Origin of the sequence: Xylanibacter ruminicola Ga6B6 (assembly GCF_000687715.1) — a bacterium.
Lineage (GTDB): Bacteria > Bacteroidota > Bacteroidia > Bacteroidales > Bacteroidaceae > Prevotella > Prevotella ruminicola_B.
Map to the genome: position 1 here is coordinate 1 of NZ_JHXD01000012.1, position 17,536 is coordinate 17,536.

Annotated in this window: 15 protein-coding genes and 1 pseudogene; 11 read left to right on the top strand and 5 right to left on the bottom strand. The window is 48.1% G+C overall.

The window, feature by feature from the left end; all coding sequences use genetic code 11:
* From T500_RS17150 to T500_RS17495, 4 genes and pseudogenes are all read left to right on the top strand, one after another.
* Positions 1–357, top strand: a pseudogene (locus T500_RS17150) (DNA-binding protein); the annotation flags it as partial.
* Between the two features lie 15 nt (positions 358–372).
* Positions 373–474 carry a smalltalk protein gene (locus tag T500_RS16940; protein ID WP_155267491.1) on the top strand — a complete coding sequence of 34 codons (102 nt, stop codon included), beginning with the start codon at positions 373–375 and terminating at the stop codon, positions 472–474.
* A 118-nt stretch (positions 475–592) separates the two neighbouring features.
* Positions 593–889: a hypothetical protein gene (locus T500_RS0108455; protein ID WP_028907755.1), complete on the top strand. Its 297-nt coding sequence runs from the start codon at positions 593–595 to the stop codon at positions 887–889.
* A complete protein-coding gene (locus T500_RS17495) occupies positions 877–1,200 on the top strand; it encodes a type II toxin-antitoxin system RelE/ParE family toxin (RefSeq protein ID WP_028907756.1) in 324 nt (107 codons plus the stop codon). Before T500_RS0108455 ends, T500_RS17495 begins: the two co-directional genes overlap by 13 nt.
* Positions 1,201–1,440: 240 nt before the next feature.
* On the opposite strand, the gene T500_RS15585 is transcribed toward T500_RS17495, so the two are convergent.
* Entirely contained in the window at positions 1,441–2,139 is a 699-nt protein-coding gene (locus T500_RS15585; RefSeq protein ID WP_051611968.1) for a PrsW family intramembrane metalloprotease, read from the bottom strand.
* Between the two features lie 61 nt (positions 2,140–2,200).
* The gene (locus T500_RS0108470; RefSeq protein ID WP_036908905.1) at positions 2,201–3,457 is read right to left on the bottom strand and encodes a hypothetical protein; all 1,257 of its coding nucleotides are present in this window, start codon (positions 3,455–3,457) and stop codon (positions 2,201–2,203) included.
* A 463-nt stretch (positions 3,458–3,920) separates the two neighbouring features.
* Between T500_RS0108470 and T500_RS0108475 the strand changes: the two genes are divergently transcribed.
* A complete protein-coding gene (locus T500_RS0108475) occupies positions 3,921–5,582 on the top strand; it encodes an AAA family ATPase (protein WP_028907758.1) in 1,662 nt (553 codons plus the stop codon).
* A 7-nt stretch (positions 5,583–5,589) separates the two neighbouring features.
* Here T500_RS0108475 and T500_RS0108480 read toward each other — a convergent pair whose 3' ends face one another.
* Together T500_RS0108480 and T500_RS0108485 are read right to left on the bottom strand one after the other, a co-directional pair.
* Positions 5,590–6,873: an HlyD family secretion protein gene (locus T500_RS0108480; protein WP_028907759.1), complete on the bottom strand. Its 1,284-nt coding sequence runs from the start codon at positions 6,871–6,873 to the stop codon at positions 5,590–5,592.
* 9 nt (positions 6,874–6,882) lie between these two features.
* Positions 6,883–9,099: a peptidase domain-containing ABC transporter gene (locus T500_RS0108485; RefSeq protein ID WP_028907760.1), complete on the bottom strand. Its 2,217-nt coding sequence runs from the start codon at positions 9,097–9,099 to the stop codon at positions 6,883–6,885.
* A 224-nt stretch (positions 9,100–9,323) separates the two neighbouring features.
* On the opposite strand from T500_RS0108485, the gene T500_RS0108490 reads away from it, so the two are divergent.
* The gene (locus T500_RS0108490) at positions 9,324–9,530 is read left to right on the top strand and encodes a hypothetical protein (protein ID WP_028907761.1); all 207 of its coding nucleotides are present in this window, start codon (positions 9,324–9,326) and stop codon (positions 9,528–9,530) included.
* 71 nt (positions 9,531–9,601) lie between these two features.
* Here T500_RS0108490 and T500_RS0108495 read toward each other — a convergent pair whose 3' ends face one another.
* The gene (locus T500_RS0108495) at positions 9,602–11,650 is read right to left on the bottom strand and encodes a sensor histidine kinase (protein WP_028907762.1); all 2,049 of its coding nucleotides are present in this window, start codon (positions 11,648–11,650) and stop codon (positions 9,602–9,604) included.
* A 127-nt stretch (positions 11,651–11,777) separates the two neighbouring features.
* Here T500_RS0108495 and prfA point away from each other — a divergent pair, with 127 nt between their 5' ends.
* Genes prfA through T500_RS0108520 form a run of 5 tightly spaced genes read left to right on the top strand, consistent with a single transcriptional unit; the run spans position 11,778 to position 17,532 of the window.
* A complete protein-coding gene (gene prfA, locus T500_RS0108500) occupies positions 11,778–12,893 on the top strand; it encodes a peptide chain release factor 1 (RefSeq protein ID WP_028907763.1) in 1,116 nt (371 codons plus the stop codon).
* Between the two features lie 11 nt (positions 12,894–12,904).
* Complete coding sequence (gene pyrF, locus T500_RS0108505) at positions 12,905–13,768, top strand: orotidine-5'-phosphate decarboxylase (protein WP_028907764.1); 864 nt, start codon at positions 12,905–12,907, stop codon at positions 13,766–13,768.
* A 33-nt stretch (positions 13,769–13,801) separates the two neighbouring features.
* On the top strand, positions 13,802–15,031 hold the full coding sequence (locus T500_RS0108510) for an HD domain-containing protein (protein ID WP_028907765.1): 1,230 nt from the start codon (positions 13,802–13,804) through the stop codon (positions 15,029–15,031).
* Between the two features lie 37 nt (positions 15,032–15,068).
* Positions 15,069–16,112: a UDP-3-O-(3-hydroxymyristoyl)glucosamine N-acyltransferase gene (gene lpxD, locus T500_RS0108515; protein ID WP_028907766.1), complete on the top strand. Its 1,044-nt coding sequence runs from the start codon at positions 15,069–15,071 to the stop codon at positions 16,110–16,112.
* A 37-nt stretch (positions 16,113–16,149) separates the two neighbouring features.
* On the top strand, positions 16,150–17,532 hold the full coding sequence (locus T500_RS0108520; protein ID WP_028907767.1) for a bifunctional UDP-3-O-[3-hydroxymyristoyl] N-acetylglucosamine deacetylase/3-hydroxyacyl-ACP dehydratase: 1,383 nt from the start codon (positions 16,150–16,152) through the stop codon (positions 17,530–17,532).
* Positions 17,533–17,536 lie beyond the last annotated feature (4 nt).

Genomic DNA, 17,536 nt, shown 5'->3' on the forward strand with positions numbered 1-17,536 from the left:
GCCACCGAGGGTCATAGCGTAGCACTGCCCGGTCTGGGTACTATGCGATTCGGATTGCGCGCCAAGAGCGTAGCCCAGGTTGACGAGGTGAAGGCCGGTCTGATTTCGAGTCGACGCATTATCTTCACGCCCGACGTAGAGCTGAAGGAAGAGCTGGCCAAGACAGCGGTGCAGATTACCTGCTACGACCGCGATGGCAAGGAGGTGAAGCGTGTGACCAGTACCGATGCAGGTACAGTTGAGGACAACGAGAACACCCAGCCAAGCAATCCTTCGACAGGTGGCAACACAGGTGGTAACACCGGAGGCGGCAATCAGCCCAGCAACCCAGGTAGTGGCGGCTCAGACATGAACTAAGCAAGGAGGTGAGTTATGAGCAAGAAAGAAACCCTGAAGTTCATCATCCAGATGATTGCGAGTATCGCAACTGCGATTGTAACGGCACTGGGAGCTACCAGTTGCATGGGACTCTAAGAAAAGCCCTCAGGTTTCAAAGCGAAGCCTGAGGGTATTTTATAATTAGAAAGTTTTTCTAAAAAATCTTGCAAAGTTCAAATAATCTTTTTATCTTTGCGCCATAAATTAAAACGTAATGGAAAAAAAAAGATATCCAACAATCGAAGAGGAAAGCAATACCAACATGGCATGCGAACCTGCAACTGCGGCCGCAAGCGTTGCTTCGAACTCAGTAGATGGCATAACTGCCGTTCACGACTGGATTGACGACCTGTGTTGGGATCAGTATCCCATCATTGGCCCATCGTCGGAATCAGAGGCTATAGAGAGTATAGACAAGTTTGAAGAGAACTTGAGAAACGGACAGGTACATTGGACTTCTTCTGAGGAGTTTGATAGACAGCTTTTTGAGGAATATCCATGGTTAAGATAGAATGGAGTGACGAGGCACGATTGGCCTTCAGAACACACTTAAGAAACGCGAAATTAGAATTCGGAGAATCAACCGCCAAAAGATGGCTTAAAGAGAGGAAAGATATAGAATGGCGCCTACAGCGCTTCCCTGAATCGTATCCCCCCGAAGAATTATTGTTAGGCAGAACCATCCTATATCGGCGTTGCCACCTTATGAACAAGCGCTTCAAGTTCGTATATTTTTACGACGAAAAAGAAGACACTATTCGTATAGTAAACATCTGGGATACACGAATGAATCCCAAAACTCTAATCAAAAGTATTAGATAATCGTTTAGCCGACAAACATTTTCTTTAGAAAATAAACAGAGGATGCTCAAAAGCGGGCATCCTCTGATTATTATTTAGGGTTGTGATTTACTACTTTCCTGCAGCGCCTCTTATTTTACTTTGTAGTGTTGGGTAGACGGGTATCCGATTCGTTCATCACCATCCTCGGGAGTAATGATTTTTCCCTGTCTGTAAATGCTGAGTTTTTTTTATGTTGTACCTAACTATCTATTAGAACTTTTAATTTTTGTCTTTTTCGACAAGTGCTAACACCTTAGCTTGAGCACGCTTGTGCATCTTAATACAGAAATAAATCAGAACCACAAAGCCAATGCCTCCAACGTATGGATTGACCAGACTCGCCATAGCGAGGGCATCATAAACACCATGAGCCATAACTGGTGCTAATAACACACATATAGCAACCTTTGGCGAGCGATTAACGAAGTGATATACCGAGTAGTAATATCCCATCAGCACAGCAAAAGCATAATGTCCAGGTACAGCCAACAGCGCACGACTAATAGCTACAGATGCCCAATCATCATGACTGAACACGTATGATATGTTTTCAACCGCAGCAAAACCTAATCCCACACAGACTGCATAAACTATTCCATCAAAATGCTCATCAAAGAAAGGATTCTTCTTCAATACCATCCATAGCGCAAGCAACTTAAAGCTCTCCTCTGGTATGGCTGCCACCAGAAAAGCCATTGCCGTGGTATCAACGAGTGTAGTTGGCGAGCCATTCTCGCCAAACAGCATCAACCCTATTATTTTTTCTACCACTATCACTGGAATAATAATCCCAATTCCCCACGAAACAGCCTTCATCAACATATACGTGGGTTCTTTCTGTGTATCCTTCTTCCAGATATACAGCAGCAATAATACCGCTGGCAGAAGCGAAGCTATCAGCATTATGATTATATTCATTACCTAATTAGTGAAATTATACACGTTATCTTGCGAATAATCTCATGTATTGCAAAATTCCTTACGATTCATCTGTATCTTTATTGTTCTGAACATCCTCGTTAATCTTAACTATATCACAACATTCTTTTATATCTTCAGTATTGCCGTTATTAATTTCGCTTCTAATTCCATCAATTGTTTCACCATCATTTATTATGTTACCTTGTATTTTATTATGATTATCAGAAGACATATCGTCCCTTTGGAGAGATAGAGCTTGAGACTCTATATTTAAAGGAGCAGTGGAATTCCGTTCAATATTATTAAAGGTTTTATCCTTTCTTACAGAAATTCGCCTCCACCTCTTGCGCTTATATTTTCTATTCAAATTTCTTAATTTAATAACCAACTGAACAAACACGTCTAATCCAAAGGCTATTAATACCCCCATCCAGACATTGTCTCGTATCTCTTTTCTACGATTATTATTAACAGCATCTAAATCCTCTGCATAGATGGTAAGTCCAGTGTTATAAATAGCACTTATTTTAGCCGAATCATAATATTGGATATAGCCTCCAATTAAAAAATCCGGAGTTGGAATAATAGTCTGATAAACAAATTGTTTTGTTGATACGGGTGGATTATAAGTATTATCGAGTGAGTCTAGAGAAATAATCAATGAGCCTTGACGTGGAGTTACTCGTCCATAATTTTGATTTAGGCTCATTTTAATATTGTAATAAAAAACCTTGTCTGTCTCGTCACTTAAATCATTACTGCAAAACTGCAAAGAAGATGCTTTAAAATCAGGAGGTATTGGCATTGTAATAATAGCATTTTGGAGAACTTCAACAGAAAACGCTCGTGCAGAATCATATAAAACCTCACATCGCTCAGACAATGTAGTCATTTTTGATTTATATGGAAACCTGTTAACTGTTACAATATATGCCGTATCAGGACTGCCTAAAGTATCACAAATTTGCACACTAATTAAATCTTTGTACCTGTTATTAGTCCCACTTTTAACTCTCTCATCGTTAAGTTTTATTACAACATCGACACTTCCCGGTCTCCAAGATGAATTATAGTTATTATTCACCTGCGAAATATCAACTCCAATGTAATGTAAAACAATGTTCGTTTTCTCGAACATTGCCTGATACATAAACCATCCAATAACCAACAGAACTAATAAAAGCAATAAATGCAAACCGCCAAAAGATAACGATTTGCCCAGAATCTTAAAGAAGCTACATGTCAGCAGCCTCACGATATAATTATCGTAAAAACGCTTTATCTTAACGAGCATCCTTAATATTCTAACTTTCATAACACTCTATTTCGTCTTTCTACTATTTTTATGTCCGCAAAGATAAACAAAAATTTCTTTCAAACAAGTATTTCTGGCATTTTTCGATCGATTTCTCTGAAAAAATTTGGTGGATTCAGGGAAAATATCTACATTTGCCCCCAGAAAACATAATTCTATCATAAAACAAATAATTTGAAGCAAAAATGAAAAGAATGACAATGGTTGCAAACAGTTGCCGAGCGGTACTTATTTGTGCCTTGTCTCTCGTGCGTCTTTGAGGCTACGCCTCGAAGTATGGCTCATGCGTTCTTTGACATTTTGCTACAATTGTTTGAATAATGTGATAGAGTGACCCCACAAAGGATGACTTTACATAAACTTAGGTGAGTACGCAAGCGTGCTTGCCTATAAACTCTTGCGCCCCATACCAAGGGGCTTATACCTTAGTTACCATTTTTATTTTAGAACCATTTTTATTCTTATGAACCGTAATTTTAATAGACTTATCAACGATTTTAGAAATCAGACTTATCTTACTATCTGGAAGCACATGAACGCTATGGCGGTAAACTATGCCGTCTACTCTAATCGGATAAAGGGCTTTGCCCCGTACTTAAACAACTGTGACATATATATTTATGCCGACTCGATGAACATGGTGGTGGTATGCGTTGACTGCAACAAGCACACCCAGAAGCAATGTTACGAAGAGACCCAGAACATCGACATGATGATATACGAACCAGGCTACGAACCTCGCGAAAGCACTGTGTGGAAGCTGAAGCAGACGATGGACATCATGAAGAGTCGACTGATAAAATCCCAGGCTAGTCTGAAGGTTTACGGCATTCTGCTGACGGAGGATGCCATCAATAACGCTTTCGAGCTGGAGGATGATTGGGAAAAGAACAACATCAAGGTGATTAGTAACTGCAGTAACCTGAAACTGCGCAGAGCTGGAGTGAACGATGACGACGACCTTGCTGGCAAGGTTTACTTCGACATTGTAACCGACGAAAGTATTGATGCCAAGCCCGATCCAAAACCCGAGAGCGAAGATGAGGAGTTTAACGAGTTTGAACAGATGCTCTACGACTTTGTGAACGACAAGCTAGAGGATAATGATGGTGTGTTTGGAGTGATGGCCAGAGACTGTGCAACCGAGGACACAGAGGAATCTCCCGCAGAAGAACCAGAACCTCAGGAGCCACAGGAGCCTGAGACTCCTACGACCAAGAGCGAGACGATTGACCAGAATCTGGGGCTGAGCGTCGACATCGAGATACTCGACCCCATCGACAACCCTCGCGAGGAACTCGACAAGCTCATAGGCTGTGGTGATATCAAGCGACGTATGGACGAACTGGTGGCACTAACCACTTACAACAAGACCATGCAAGAGCTGTTCCCTAACAGCAAGCAGCACGAGGTTTCGCTGCATAGTGTGTTCCTAGGTCGTCCTGGTACTGGCAAGACTACCGTCTGCAAGATTTTCGGTTCGCTACTGCATCAGGCAGGCGCCTTGTCCAAGGGCCATGTGGTGCTTTGCGATCGCGGTACGTTTATCGGAACTCTGTGGGGTGATGAGGAGCGCTCTGTACGTCAGGTTCTGGAAAAAGCCAAAGGCGGTGTGCTGATGATCGACGAGGCCTATCTGCTGAATAGCCGGAACGAAAACGACCCGGGAAGGCTGGTGCTGCAACTGCTGATGAACATACTGGCTGATGAGAGTCAGCGCGACATCGCAGTAGTGCTCTGTGGATATAAAGACCAGATGCAGAAGCTGTTGGAAACGAATCCCGGCCTACAGTCGCGATTCCCCAACAAGTTTGAGTTTCAGGACTTTAGCGTGGATGAACTGCTAGAGATAACTCAGACACGCATCAGAGACTTCGAGTATCGTTTTACCGATCAGGCTTGGGAGAAGTATCGCGGCATGCTGAATCAGGCATATCAGGTTCGCGACCCACAGACATGGGGCAACGCCCGATTTGTGGCCAATCAGCTGGAGCGCATCTACATGCAACACGCCACAAGATGTGTGCTGCAAAAGCCAGAGGACAAACAAGAATGGCGCCAGCTTACAGCTGACGACATCGTGCCCATTGAGGTGGCCCGCCCCAAAGCTAAGATTGGTTTTTAAACCCACGTTATACGTTGTGATGGAAGATGTACTGCAGGGGCTGGATGATGCGGACGGCAAGGCTGATATCCTCGGTGATGACCTCGGCCTGACCGCTCAACTCGCCTGTGAAGCGCAGTTCACGGCCAACGGTGGTGTGCAGGCCCTGGGGCAGCGTGATGGTGGCCACATACACATCTTGATTGGCAACAGCCGAAAGACTGCTTACGGTGCCACGCAGATAGCCGAACTCGAGATAGGGATAGCCATCGAGCATGATGTTTACACGCTGGCCTTCCTTGACCTTACCAAAGCGTGTGGCTGGCAGAAGCACCTTGCCCACAAAGTGGGATTTGCGCGACTCGACAACGGAGAAGATATGCTGGCCCGTAGCGATATTCTGATTGACCGCCCACACATTGGTGTACGACAGCTTGCCCGAGGCGGGGGCCACGAGGGCGTAGAGATGCTCCCACTGACCAATGGACACCTTGAGGGTGTTGAGCGCCGACTGCAGCGTGGCGGTAACGTGCTGCATATCCTGCTGGTACTGCACCTGAAGTTCGGCCAGACGATTATCGGTCTGGGCAATGCTAAGCTGGGTTTCGGATATGTCGGTACGAACCTGCTCGACAGAGAGCTGGGCCGAGATCAACGCGCGCTGACTCTCCTCCATTTCGGCATCGGAAGTGAGCTTGCGCTCGTGCAGGCTTTTCTCGCGGTCGCGATCGTGTTTCACCAGATCGGCTTGCTGCTGACTCATTTCAAGCTGGCGCTTAAGATTACCTTCGTGGCGCAGCAACGAGGCGTATTCTTTCTGGGCCGACAGAATCTGCTGGCGGTAGATATTGAGGCGAACGGCCTGATTGTAGTTGACGACGGCATCGCAGAACTGATTATAGGCATCCTGCACCACACCCAGGCGCAACGACTGATCGGCAGCGAAGGGGATGGGCTCGCCACAAACCGACAGCTTGCCGACGGCTTGTTTCACGCTCACCACATCATCGGTATTGGCGGTATTCTCGATCACAGCGATGATGGCACCTTTTGATACCTGCTGACCATCGGGCAGGCGAAGTTCCTGCAAGCGACCATCGGAACGGGCCACAATGCGATTGGGAGGGGTATCGCCCGTGACAACCACCCTACCCTGCACCACGTCGGGATAACGGAAAATAAAACTGCCAATGATGACCAGCGCCACCACAGCGGCAATGACGGTAATACCATGTCGTACCAACGACGAGGGCGGGCGTGAGATGATGTCCTGCACCTCCTCGCTATGTAATTCTATCTTATCCTCTTCCATATTTTTCTACTAAACGTTAAGTTGGTTCTTTACCAGTTCGTAATAGATGCCGCGACGCTCTAACAGCTGGGCATGATTACCCGACTCGACAATGCGACCACCGCTCATCACCAGGATGTTATCGGCATCAACCACCGTACTGAGGCGGTGAGCAATGATGAGCGACGTACGGTTATGCAGGAAGCCTGCCAGATTCTGGATGATGGCATGCTCGTTCTGCGCATCGAGCGAGTTGGTGGCCTCGTCGAAGAACACGTAGTCGGGGTTCTTATACACGGCACGGGCTATCAGTATGCGCTGCTTCTGACCCTGGCTCAAGCCATTGCCCTCGGTGCCAATCTTGGTGTTATAACCCAGCGGCAACTGGCGGATAAAACCGTCGATCTCGGCCACGCGGGCGGCCTGCACCAGGCGCTCGGTATCGATCACCTCGAAACCGGCAGCGATATTGCGGGCGATGGTGTCGGAATAGATAAAGCCATCCTGCATTACCACACCACAATGCTTGCGCCACGAACGCTTGTCGTAGTTCTCCAGGCTAGACGAGCCAATCACCACCTCGCCGGCATCGGGCTTATAGAAACCGAGAATCATCTTGAGCAGCGTGGTCTTGCCACTACCGCTCAGTCCGACAATGGCCGTAGTCTTGCCGTGAGGTATCACCACATCAATATGGTCGAGTGTAGGTTTGTCGTTCAGTTTGTCGTAACGGTAGGTAAGATTCTTGATCAGGATATCGCCATCGCCACTCACCTCGCTGATAAGCTGGCGATCGGCCACCACCTCGTCGTCATTCTCGTACACCTCCTGCAGACGCTCCAGACTGAGGCGGGCATCCTGATAGCGATGAATGAAATCGACCAGCTGATTGACAGGTCCATTCAGACTACCGATAATATACTGCACCGACAGCATCATACCGAGCGTCATATCGCCACGAAGCACCAATATGGCCACCAGCGCCGTGATAACCAGATTCTTCACCTCGTTGATGAGCGTAGCACCCGACTCCTGATACTGGTTCAGCGCCAGGCTCTTGATATTGAGACGGAAGATGCGCGCCTGCACACGCTCCCACTCCCAGCGTTTCTGCTGCTCGCAGGTGTTGAGTTTAATCTCCTGAATACCGTCGATGAGTTGCACAATCTTACTCTGATTGGCCGCGTTCTGGGCGAACAACTTGGTATCGAGCTTGGCACGACGGCGCATGAACAGCAGTACCCAGAGCACATAGAGCGCACTGCCCAGCATGAAGATAAAGAAGATGCGCCAGTCGTAAATGAGGATAACGGCACCGAACACCACGATATTGAACAGCGAGAGTATCAGCGACAGGCTGCTACCCGTGAGGAACGTCTGGATACGGTCGTGATCGTCGATACGCTGCAGGATATCACCTGTAAGGCGCGTATCGAAATAGCTGAATGGCAAACGCATCAGCTTGGCCAGATAGTCGGACAAGAGCGACAGGTTTACGCGCGTAGAAACATGTAGCAGTATCCAACTCTGGATAAACTGTACCGAGGTGCTACCTATCATGAGCATCAGCTGCGCAATAAGCACCAGGACGATAAAACCAAGGTCCTGCCGCGAGATACCGAAATCGACGATAGCCTGCGTGAGGAACGGCAGTACCAGTTGCAGCAGCGAGACCACCGTGAGCCCTAAGAACAGCTGCGCGATGAGTTTCTTATAAGGTCGCATATACGACAGCAACAGCATAAGACTGCGCTTGCGGGCCTTGCGGTCGCTATCATCCTCGGCATACTCGTCGCGATTGAAATCGGGTGTCGGTTCCAGAATCAGGGCGATACCGGCGGGCTGTCCCTCTTCGGTATCCGAAGCCCAGCAACGCAAGAACTCGCGCTCGGTATAGGTGATACGCTGACCTACCGGATCGGCCACCTTGAACTGTAGTCCCTCTTTGGTTCGTTTCACCTCGTAGAGCACTACAAAATGCGCCTGATTCCAGTGCAGGATACACGGAAGCGGCACCTCGTCGACCAACTGTTGCAGCGTAGCTTTCACGCCTGTGGTGTGCATGCCTAACTGCTCGGCAGCCTCAGCAACACCGAGTAGCGACACACCATCGCGCTGTATATGACACATATCGCGCAACCGTTCCAGCGGATAGTTGCACCCATAATAGGCCATCACCATGCGTAAGCAGGTTGGGCCACATTCCATCACATCGTGTTGAGTGAATATTGGGAATGGTTTATTCATTTACCTTGTTTTTTAGCAATCTGGCTACAAAGTTAGCAAGAAAATGGCAAATAAAACAATAACTTCAAGTTTGTTAACGTTCAGGCAATATTTATTTAAACTACGTTAATTAAAACAGCTATTATTATCGTCATCCAAATTATTTGCTTACATTTGCCAAGAAATTAAAAAACTATTATCAAATAATTCAAAAGTACAATTACAAATTAATTAGATCAACAATTATGAAACAATTAGAAAGAGCGCAGCTCAAGGCTGTTAAAGGTGGTGAAGGATGGTTGGATGTACCTGGTGGTATTATGAATTTGATACCTAACACTACATTGATCACCGTAACTGGTACAAATGGTAATCAGAATACAAATACTTCTACATCTCTGCTTAATTCTCTGATTAATGCAATCAAGAATAAGATGAATAACAAGAAGTAAAGTAGAATGTAAAAAACGGCAAGAAAACAAAGTGGCAGCGAGGTAATTCTCACTGCCACTTTATTTTTGGGTTATTTTCTCGGAAGTGTCATCACAAAGCGGGCACCTGCGGTATAAGTGGTGTCGAGCACCACATCACCACCCAAACGACGGGCAAAACTGCGGGCTACCGTGAGTCCGATACCGGTACCATCATAATACTCATCGAGCTGTACAAACTCATCAAAGATGCGCTCCGCCTGATTGGCAGGAACGCCAATACCTGTATCTTCGACAACGAACTGTACAAACGCATCGGTCATGTTTACCTTCAAAACAGCACGCTGTTTCTTATCAGCAGCGTAGTGATGGCCATAGGCCTCGGCTGGTGCCGTGAACTTGCGTGCATTATCGAGCAACAGCGCGAGCGCACGAACAGCTGCACGCTTATTGGTGGCGATGCGCACCGACGAAGTCTCCGGGGCGGCCTGCGTTTCGAACGCCAGATGTTCGGCATCAGCTATGCCTGAAGCGTCGATGGCGTCGGTCGCTATCTGCTCAACAGATACCTGATCGGTAAGGTCGAGCACTGTACGACTGCTGACATCCGACAGCTCCAGCATCTTATTTACCAGGTTGGTAATGCGGTTGGTATTTTCGAGAATCTGCTGGTTAGCATCCTGACGCAAGCTCTCGTCGAGATAGGCATCCGAATCCGTGAGCACCTGAGCAAAACCCGAAAGTACATTCAGAGGCGTACGGAACTCGTGCGAAATCTGCTGGATAAACTTGGTCTTCATCCGCGATGCTTCCTCGGCACGGGCATTGGCAACCAACAGCTGTTCGTTCTTCTGGTTAAGACTGGCGGCCGCACGGCGACGAGTGTAAGCATAAACAAAGAAGAACACCAAAAGCAGCACAATCACAATCAACAGTACAACGATGCGCATCTGGTTGATCTTAGCCTCTTTTTCGGCAATTTCGGCATCCTTCTTACTCATATCATAGATAGTAGCCAACTCGGCTGTCTTATCACGTTTTTCCCACACCTCAGCCGAATCGAGTCTGTCAAGAATACGCGTAGCTACAGCAAGGGCAGAATCGCGATGACCTGCACCCAAATGGGCATTGAATTTTTGCTTAACAACACCATTCAAGGTCTGCAAATCCATCTTCATCCCAAACCGGCCTATCACAGTTTCAACATCATTGATATTACGCTCGGCCTCCTCATAGCGATGACTACTATTGAGATATGAAACCGAATTGATACGAGCAACCACCGATTTTGACAAGGGGTTCTTCATAAATTCGTCATAAGCCTGAGCAGCCTCCTGATGATGGCCTGCCTTTTCGAGGATAAAGGATTTGACACAACTGACCTGATAGCAGAACATGGGGTAATTCGCCTTATCGACGCGAGGATTATCCGCCATATTCTGAAGATATTTTTCGGCACGATTCATCCAGGCCTCTGCCCCATCCCATTGGCGCATATTACAATAAGCAATCATAGCGGCAACAGCGAATTGCGGACGTTTAGCCGCCCAATTATGCTGTGCAACAGAGTCGTTTACAGACGTTTTCTCAAACTGATCAATCAGCTTCATCACATGCTGCATGTACTTTTCACCCTCGGCTGAACGTTCCAGAAGGATATAGCAAAGTGCCAGATTGTTATAGGCCAACAGATAGCCCGTTTGCAGCAGATAGTGGCGATTGATAAAACTGGTATCAACACTGTTGACCAACTGCTGAGCCCTACGCAAACCCGACTCGTAGTGACGACTTACATAGTCAAGCTCACAGTTAGAGGCTGCTATCAGGAAGTGATAGATACGATCCTGCTCTGTGACGACTGGACGCGCCAAGGCGCTATCAGCAATCATACATGAACGATTTACATCACGGCTCATGTTATACGACATATTATAAAAGTCGGCACACATCTGACTGATTTCACCCAGCGCCATCAAGCTATCGACGGTACGAGGGATGGAATCAGAATATCGCATGATGTTATGCACACTATCAATATCCGAATTATGACTCTGCAGAGCTTTGTCACACGATGAGAGAGACATCACGGTTGCTACCAGGGCTATCCATGAAAAACAAAAAGTTTTTTTAAGTAACGACATAAAGTAGATAATTTTGGTTGCAAAGATAGCGATAAAAAACAGAAAAACAGCATTAAAACCCAAAAATATTTTGAAATCTTCGCTTTTTTTTGTAACTTTGCCGCCCAAATATAATATAATATAAGAAATGGCAGAAACAAGTAACAGCATTCTACAAAAATTAGATGGACTGGAGGCACGTTTCGAGGAGGTTTCAACCCTGATTACCGACCCCGCCGTGATTGCCGACCAGCAGCGATTTGTTAAACTAACAAAGGAATACAAGGACCTGGGCGATATTATGGACGCCCGCAAACGTTATATTGCGTGCCTGAACGGTATTAAGGAGGCTAAGGATATCCTGGCTAACGAGACCGACCCTGAGATGAAGGAGATGGCTCGCGAGGAGCTGGCTATGAACGAAGAGCTTCAGCCACAACTTGAGGAAGAGATTAAGATTGCGCTGATACCGAAAGACCCAGAAGATGCCAAGAACGTAGAAATGGAGATACGTGCAGGAACAGGTGGCGACGAGGCTGCCCTGTTTGCTGGCGACCTGTTTAAGATGTACAAGAACTACTGCGAGTCGAAGGGCTGGCAGGTGTCGATTACCTACGTATCTGAGGGTGCCGTAGGCGGATTCAAGGAGGTTGACTTCTCGGTAACAGGTGCCGACGTTTACGGTACACTGAAATACGAGAGTGGCGTGCACCGCGTGCAGCGTGTGCCCGTGACCGAGAGTAACGGACGTATGCAGACCAGTGCTGCTACCGTAGCCGTACTGCCCGAGGCCGACAAGTTTGAGGTACACGTGAACGAGGGTGAAATCAAGTGGGACACCTTCCGTTCGAGTGGTGCCGGTGGTCAGAACGTGAACAAGGTGGAATCGGGTGTACGCTTGCGTTACATGTGGAAGAACCCTAACACAGGCGAGACCGAGGAGATTCTGATTGAGTGTACCGAGACCCGCGACCAGCCTAAGAACAAGGAGCGCGCACTGAGCCGACTGTACACCTTTATTTATGACAAGGAGCACCAGAAGTACGTGGATGATATTGCTAACCGCCGTAAGAGTCTGGTTTCTACCGGCGACCGAAGCGCAAAAATCCGTACCTACAACTTCCCACAGGGTCGTGTAACCGATCACCGTATCGGCTATACCACACACGATCTGCAGGGTTTCCTGGGTGGCGATATTCAGGCCATGATTGATGCGCTGACCGTAGCTGAGAATGCTGAGCGCATGAAGGAAAATGAACTTTAAAAAACGAAAATATGACCAGAAAAGAACTGATTGAACAGATTCGCGAGAAGCAGAGTTTTCTGTGCGTGGGACTGGACACAGACCTGGACAAGATGCCCAAAGGCCTGAAGGAGATTGTGAAGAAAGAGTATGAGGAGGAAGAGATGACCTTCGGCATGCTGTTTGAGTTTAGCACCCGCATTATTGATGCTACTGCTCCCTACTGCGTGGCCTACAAGCCCAACCTGGCCTTCTACGAGGCTTACGGCATTGAGGGTATGGCCGCTTTCGAGGGCATTATCGAATATCTGCAGGAGAACTATCCCAAGCACCTGATCATCGCCGATGCCAAGCGCGGCGATATCGGTAACACATCGAAGATGTATGCCAAGACTTTCTTTGAGCAGTACGACGTAGATGCGCTGACCGTTGCACCTTACATGGGCGAGGATTCGGTGACACCATTCCTGGGCTACGACGGCAAATGGGTGGTACTGCTGGCTCTTACCAGCAATAAGGGCAGTCACGACTTCCAGCTGATGAAGGACGAGAATGGCGAGCGCCTGTTCGAGAAGGTACTGAAGAAGAGTCAGGAATGGGGCAACGACGAGAACATGATGTACGTAGTTGGTGCCACACAGGGACAGATGTTTGAGGACATCCGTAAGCTGGCTCCTAACCACTTCCTGCTGGTTCCTGGCGTTGGTGCACAGGGCGGCAGTCTGGAAGAGGTTTGCAAGTACGGCATGATTAAGGACTGCGGTCTGCTGGTTAACTCTTCTCGCGGCATTATTTATGCCAGCAACGAGAAGGACTTTGACGAGGTGGCCGGACAGAAGGCCCAGGAGCTGCAACAGCAAATGGCCAAGATCCTGGCAGATGCTGGCATCTGCTAAAGATCAAAGTTCAAACTTCAAAGTTCCAAGTTTGTGGGCGAGGTTAAGATCATTAACGACCCGGTTTTCGGGTTTATCAAGATACCACGCGGCATACTCTACGGGATTGTAGAGCACCCGCTTTTTCAGAGGCTGAACCGCATCAATCAGTTGGGGTTGGCCTCTGTGGTGTATCCTGGGGCCAGGCATACGCGATTCCAGCACTCGCTGGGTGCTTTCCACCTGATGAGCGAGGCTATACAGAACCTGCAACAGAAGGGGCAGTTCATCTTCGACTCGGAGGCCGAAGCGGTACAGGCCGCCATCCTGATGCACGACATCGGGCACGGTCCGTTCTCGCATGTACTGGAGAACACGCTGATTAGCGGCATCAGTCACGAGGAGATTTCGCTGATGATGATGGAGGAGATTAACCGCTCGCTGAACGGACAACTGAACCTGGCCATCTCGATATTCAAAGGCGAGTATCCCAAGAACTTCCTGCACCAGCTGATATCCAGTCAGTTGGATATGGACCGACTGGACTACCTGCGACGCGACTCGTTCTACACGGGTGTGACCGAGGGTAACATTGGCAGCGCACGTATCATCAAGATGCTCAACGTGGTAGACGATAGTCTTGTAGTAGAACAAAAGGGTATCTACTCGCTGGAGAACTATCTGACTACCCGTCGACTGATGTACTGGCAGGTGTATCTGCACCGCACATGTGTGGCCTACGAAAAGGTACTGGTAAACATGCTGAACCGCGCCAAATGGCTGATACGTAACGGTGAGCAGGTGTTTGCATCGCCCGCCCTACTCTACTTCCTGGAGAACGATATCGATGCCGAGTGGTTTGCCACCCATGCCGAAGCGCTGCAGTACTACAGCGAGCTGGACGACAGCGATATCTGGAGCGCCATGAAGGCCTGGAAGCATCACAGCGATAAGATACTGGCCACACTGGCTACCGACATGTTGGACCGCCACATTTTCAAGGTGGAGGTGCTGGAGGAAGAGCCCACAACCGAACGCCTGGACGAACTGAAACGCAGCATTGCCCAGCACATGGACATACCCTACGAGGACGCCCACTATCTGATGAGTCTGAACACCATCCAGAAGGATATGTACAACGTGGATGACGATAAGATACAAATACTTTACAAAAACGGCGAAATCAGAGACATATCGGAAGCCTCGGAACTGCTAAATGTTCAGTTACTTTCAAAAAAAATACGAAAATATTATCTTTGTTATCAAAGATTTGAAGAAAAATAGTTATCTTTGCACGGATTTTTAAATAATTGCAAACAATATGGAGTTTACAGCCAAACAAATTGCAGAATTGATACAGGGAAGAGTGGAAGGCAATGAGAATGCAGCCGTTCGCACCTTCGCTAAGATTGAAGAGGGCGTTGAGGGAGCCATTTCGTTCCTCTCGAACCCAAAATATACCCATTACATTTACGACACTAAGTCGAGCGTAGTACTGATTAACGAGGATGTAGAACTGGAGCGTCCAGTAAGCTGCACACTGATTCGCGTGAAAAACGCCTATGAGTGCGTGGCCAAGCTGTTGCAGTTCTACGAGAGCATGAAGCCTGCCAAGACGGGTATCGACCCACTGGCATCTATCTCGCCCAAGGCTAAGGTTGGCGAAAACGTGTATATCGGTGCATTCGCCGTGATTGGCGATGGCGCAGTGATCGGCGACGGTTGTCAGATTTATCCCCACACCGTGATTGGTGATGGCGTACAGGTAGGCCAGAAATGCTTGTTCTACCCCCATGTAACCATCTATCAGGGATGTAAGATTGGAAATAATGTTACAATACACGCAGGTAGCGTGGTAGGTGCCGACGGCTTCGGCTTTGCACCTAACACCGAGGGCTACGATAAGATTCCACAGATTGGTATCGTAGTGATCGAGGATAATGTTGAGATTGGTGCCAACACTTGTATCGACCGCAGCACCATGGGACAGACCACCATCCGCAAGGGTGTGAAGCTGGACAACCTGATTCAGGTGGCTCACAACTGCGAGATTGGCGAGAACACCGTGATGAGTGCTCAGGTAGGTCTGGCTGGCAGCACCAAGATTGGTGCCTGGTGTATGGTTGGCGGACAGGCTGGATTTGCAGGACATATCCAGGTGGCCGACAAGACCTTTGTAGGTGCCCAGTGCGGCGTTATCAGCAACACCAAGGGTAATGGTGAGCAGTTGATCGGTTCGCCTGCCGTTAATCCAAAAATGTACTTCAAGGCACGCGCCATCGACGCCAAGCTGCCCGATATGTATCGCCAGGTAGCCGCTCTGCAGCGCGAAATCGATGCCCTGAAGGCCCAAATCGAGAAATAAATTGTAAATTGTAAATCGTCAAATTGTAAATTACACGATGAAACAGAAAACACTGAAAGGCAGCTTTTCTTTGTTCGGAAAAGGTCTGCATACAGGTTTGAACCTGACCGTTACATTCAACCCTGCACCCGAGAATACAGGTTATAAGATTCAGCGAATCGACCTGGAGGGGCAGCCTATCATCGACGCCATTGCCGAGAACGTGATCGACACCCAGCGCGGTACTGTGCTAGCTAAGGGCGATGCGCGCGTTTCAACCGTTGAACATGGTTTGTCGGCCCTTTATGCACTGGGCATCGACAACTGCTTGATTCAGGTTAACGGTCCCGAGTTCCCTATCCTCGACGGTTCGGCCATCCTCTACGTGAACAAGATTCAGGAGGTAGGTATCGAGGAGCAGAACGCACCCAAGGATTACTATATCATCCGCAAGAAGATAGAGATTAAGGACGAGCAGACAGGATCGTGCATCACCATCCTGCCCGACGATGCATTCACCATCACCGCCATGTGCTCGTTCGAGAGTAAGTTTATCAACTCGCAGTTTGCAACACTCGACGACCCCAAGAAGTATGCCGACGAGATTGCCAGCGCACGTACCTTTGTGTTCGTACGCGATATCGAGCCTCTGTTGCAGGCCAACCTGATTAAGGGCGGCGACCTGGATAACGCCATCGTTATCTACGAGCGTCAGACCACTCAGGAACGTCTGGATATGCTGGCTGATATGCTGCATGTTGAGCATCGTGATGCTACCGATCTGGGTTACATTCAGCACAAGCCCCTGCAGTGGGAGAACGAGTGCACACGTCACAAGCTGTTGGATATCATCGGCGATATGGCACTGATTGGTAAGCCCATCAAGGGTAGAATCATTGCTACACGTCCTGGCCACACCATTAATAATAAGTTCGCACGCATGATGCGCAAGGAGATTCGTAAGCACGAAATCCAGGCACCTATCTACGATCCGAACGAGGAGCCAATCATGGACGTGAACCGTATTCGCGAACTGCTTCCACACCGCTACCCCATGCAGTTGGTTGACAAGGTGGTAGAGCTGGGCGCAACCACTATCGTAGGTATCAAGAACATCACCGCCAACGAGCCTTTCTTCCAGGGACACTTCCCACAGGAGCCCGTGATGCCAGGTGTGCTGCAGATTGAGGCTATGGCCCAGTGCGGCGGACTGCTGGTACTGAACACACTGGAGGAGCCCGAGCGCTGGAGCACCTACTTTATGAAGATAGATGATGTAAAGTTCCGTCAGAAGGTAGTACCAGGCGACACCCTGATTTTCAAGGTTGAACTGTTGGCACCCGTACGTCACGGTATCTCATCGATGAAGGGCTACGTTTTCGTGGGTGATCACGTAGTATCAGAAGCAACCTTCACTGCACAAATAGTAAAGAACAAGTAAGAAT

Bases quoted from the DNA above. Each gene is read 5' to 3' on its own strand.
- T500_RS16940 (WP_155267491.1), top strand. From the start codon at position 373: ATGAGCAAGAAAGAAACCCTGAAGTTCATCATCCAGATGATTGCGAGT.
- T500_RS0108455 (WP_028907755.1), top strand. From the start codon at position 593: ATGGAAAAAAAAAGATATCCAACAATCGAAGAGGAAAGCAATACCAAC.
- T500_RS17495 (WP_028907756.1), top strand. From the start codon at position 877: ATGGTTAAGATAGAATGGAGTGACGAGGCACGATTGGCCTTCAGAACA.
- T500_RS15585 (WP_051611968.1), bottom strand. From the start codon at position 2,139: ATGAATATAATCATAATGCTGATAGCTTCGCTTCTGCCAGCGGTATTA.
- T500_RS0108470 (WP_036908905.1), bottom strand. From the start codon at position 3,457: ATGAAAGTTAGAATATTAAGGATGCTCGTTAAGATAAAGCGTTTTTAC.
- T500_RS0108475 (WP_028907758.1), top strand. From the start codon at position 3,921: ATGAACCGTAATTTTAATAGACTTATCAACGATTTTAGAAATCAGACT.
- T500_RS0108480 (WP_028907759.1), bottom strand. From the start codon at position 6,873: ATGGAAGAGGATAAGATAGAATTACATAGCGAGGAGGTGCAGGACATC.
- T500_RS0108485 (WP_028907760.1), bottom strand. From the start codon at position 9,099: ATGAATAAACCATTCCCAATATTCACTCAACACGATGTGATGGAATGT.
- T500_RS0108490 (WP_028907761.1), top strand. From the start codon at position 9,324: ATGAAACAATTAGAAAGAGCGCAGCTCAAGGCTGTTAAAGGTGGTGAA.
- T500_RS0108495 (WP_028907762.1), bottom strand. From the start codon at position 11,650: ATGTCGTTACTTAAAAAAACTTTTTGTTTTTCATGGATAGCCCTGGTA.
- prfA (WP_028907763.1), top strand. From the start codon at position 11,778: ATGGCAGAAACAAGTAACAGCATTCTACAAAAATTAGATGGACTGGAG.
- pyrF (WP_028907764.1), top strand. From the start codon at position 12,905: ATGACCAGAAAAGAACTGATTGAACAGATTCGCGAGAAGCAGAGTTTT.
- lpxD (WP_028907766.1), top strand. From the start codon at position 15,069: ATGGAGTTTACAGCCAAACAAATTGCAGAATTGATACAGGGAAGAGTG.
- T500_RS0108520 (WP_028907767.1), top strand. From the start codon at position 16,150: ATGAAACAGAAAACACTGAAAGGCAGCTTTTCTTTGTTCGGAAAAGGT.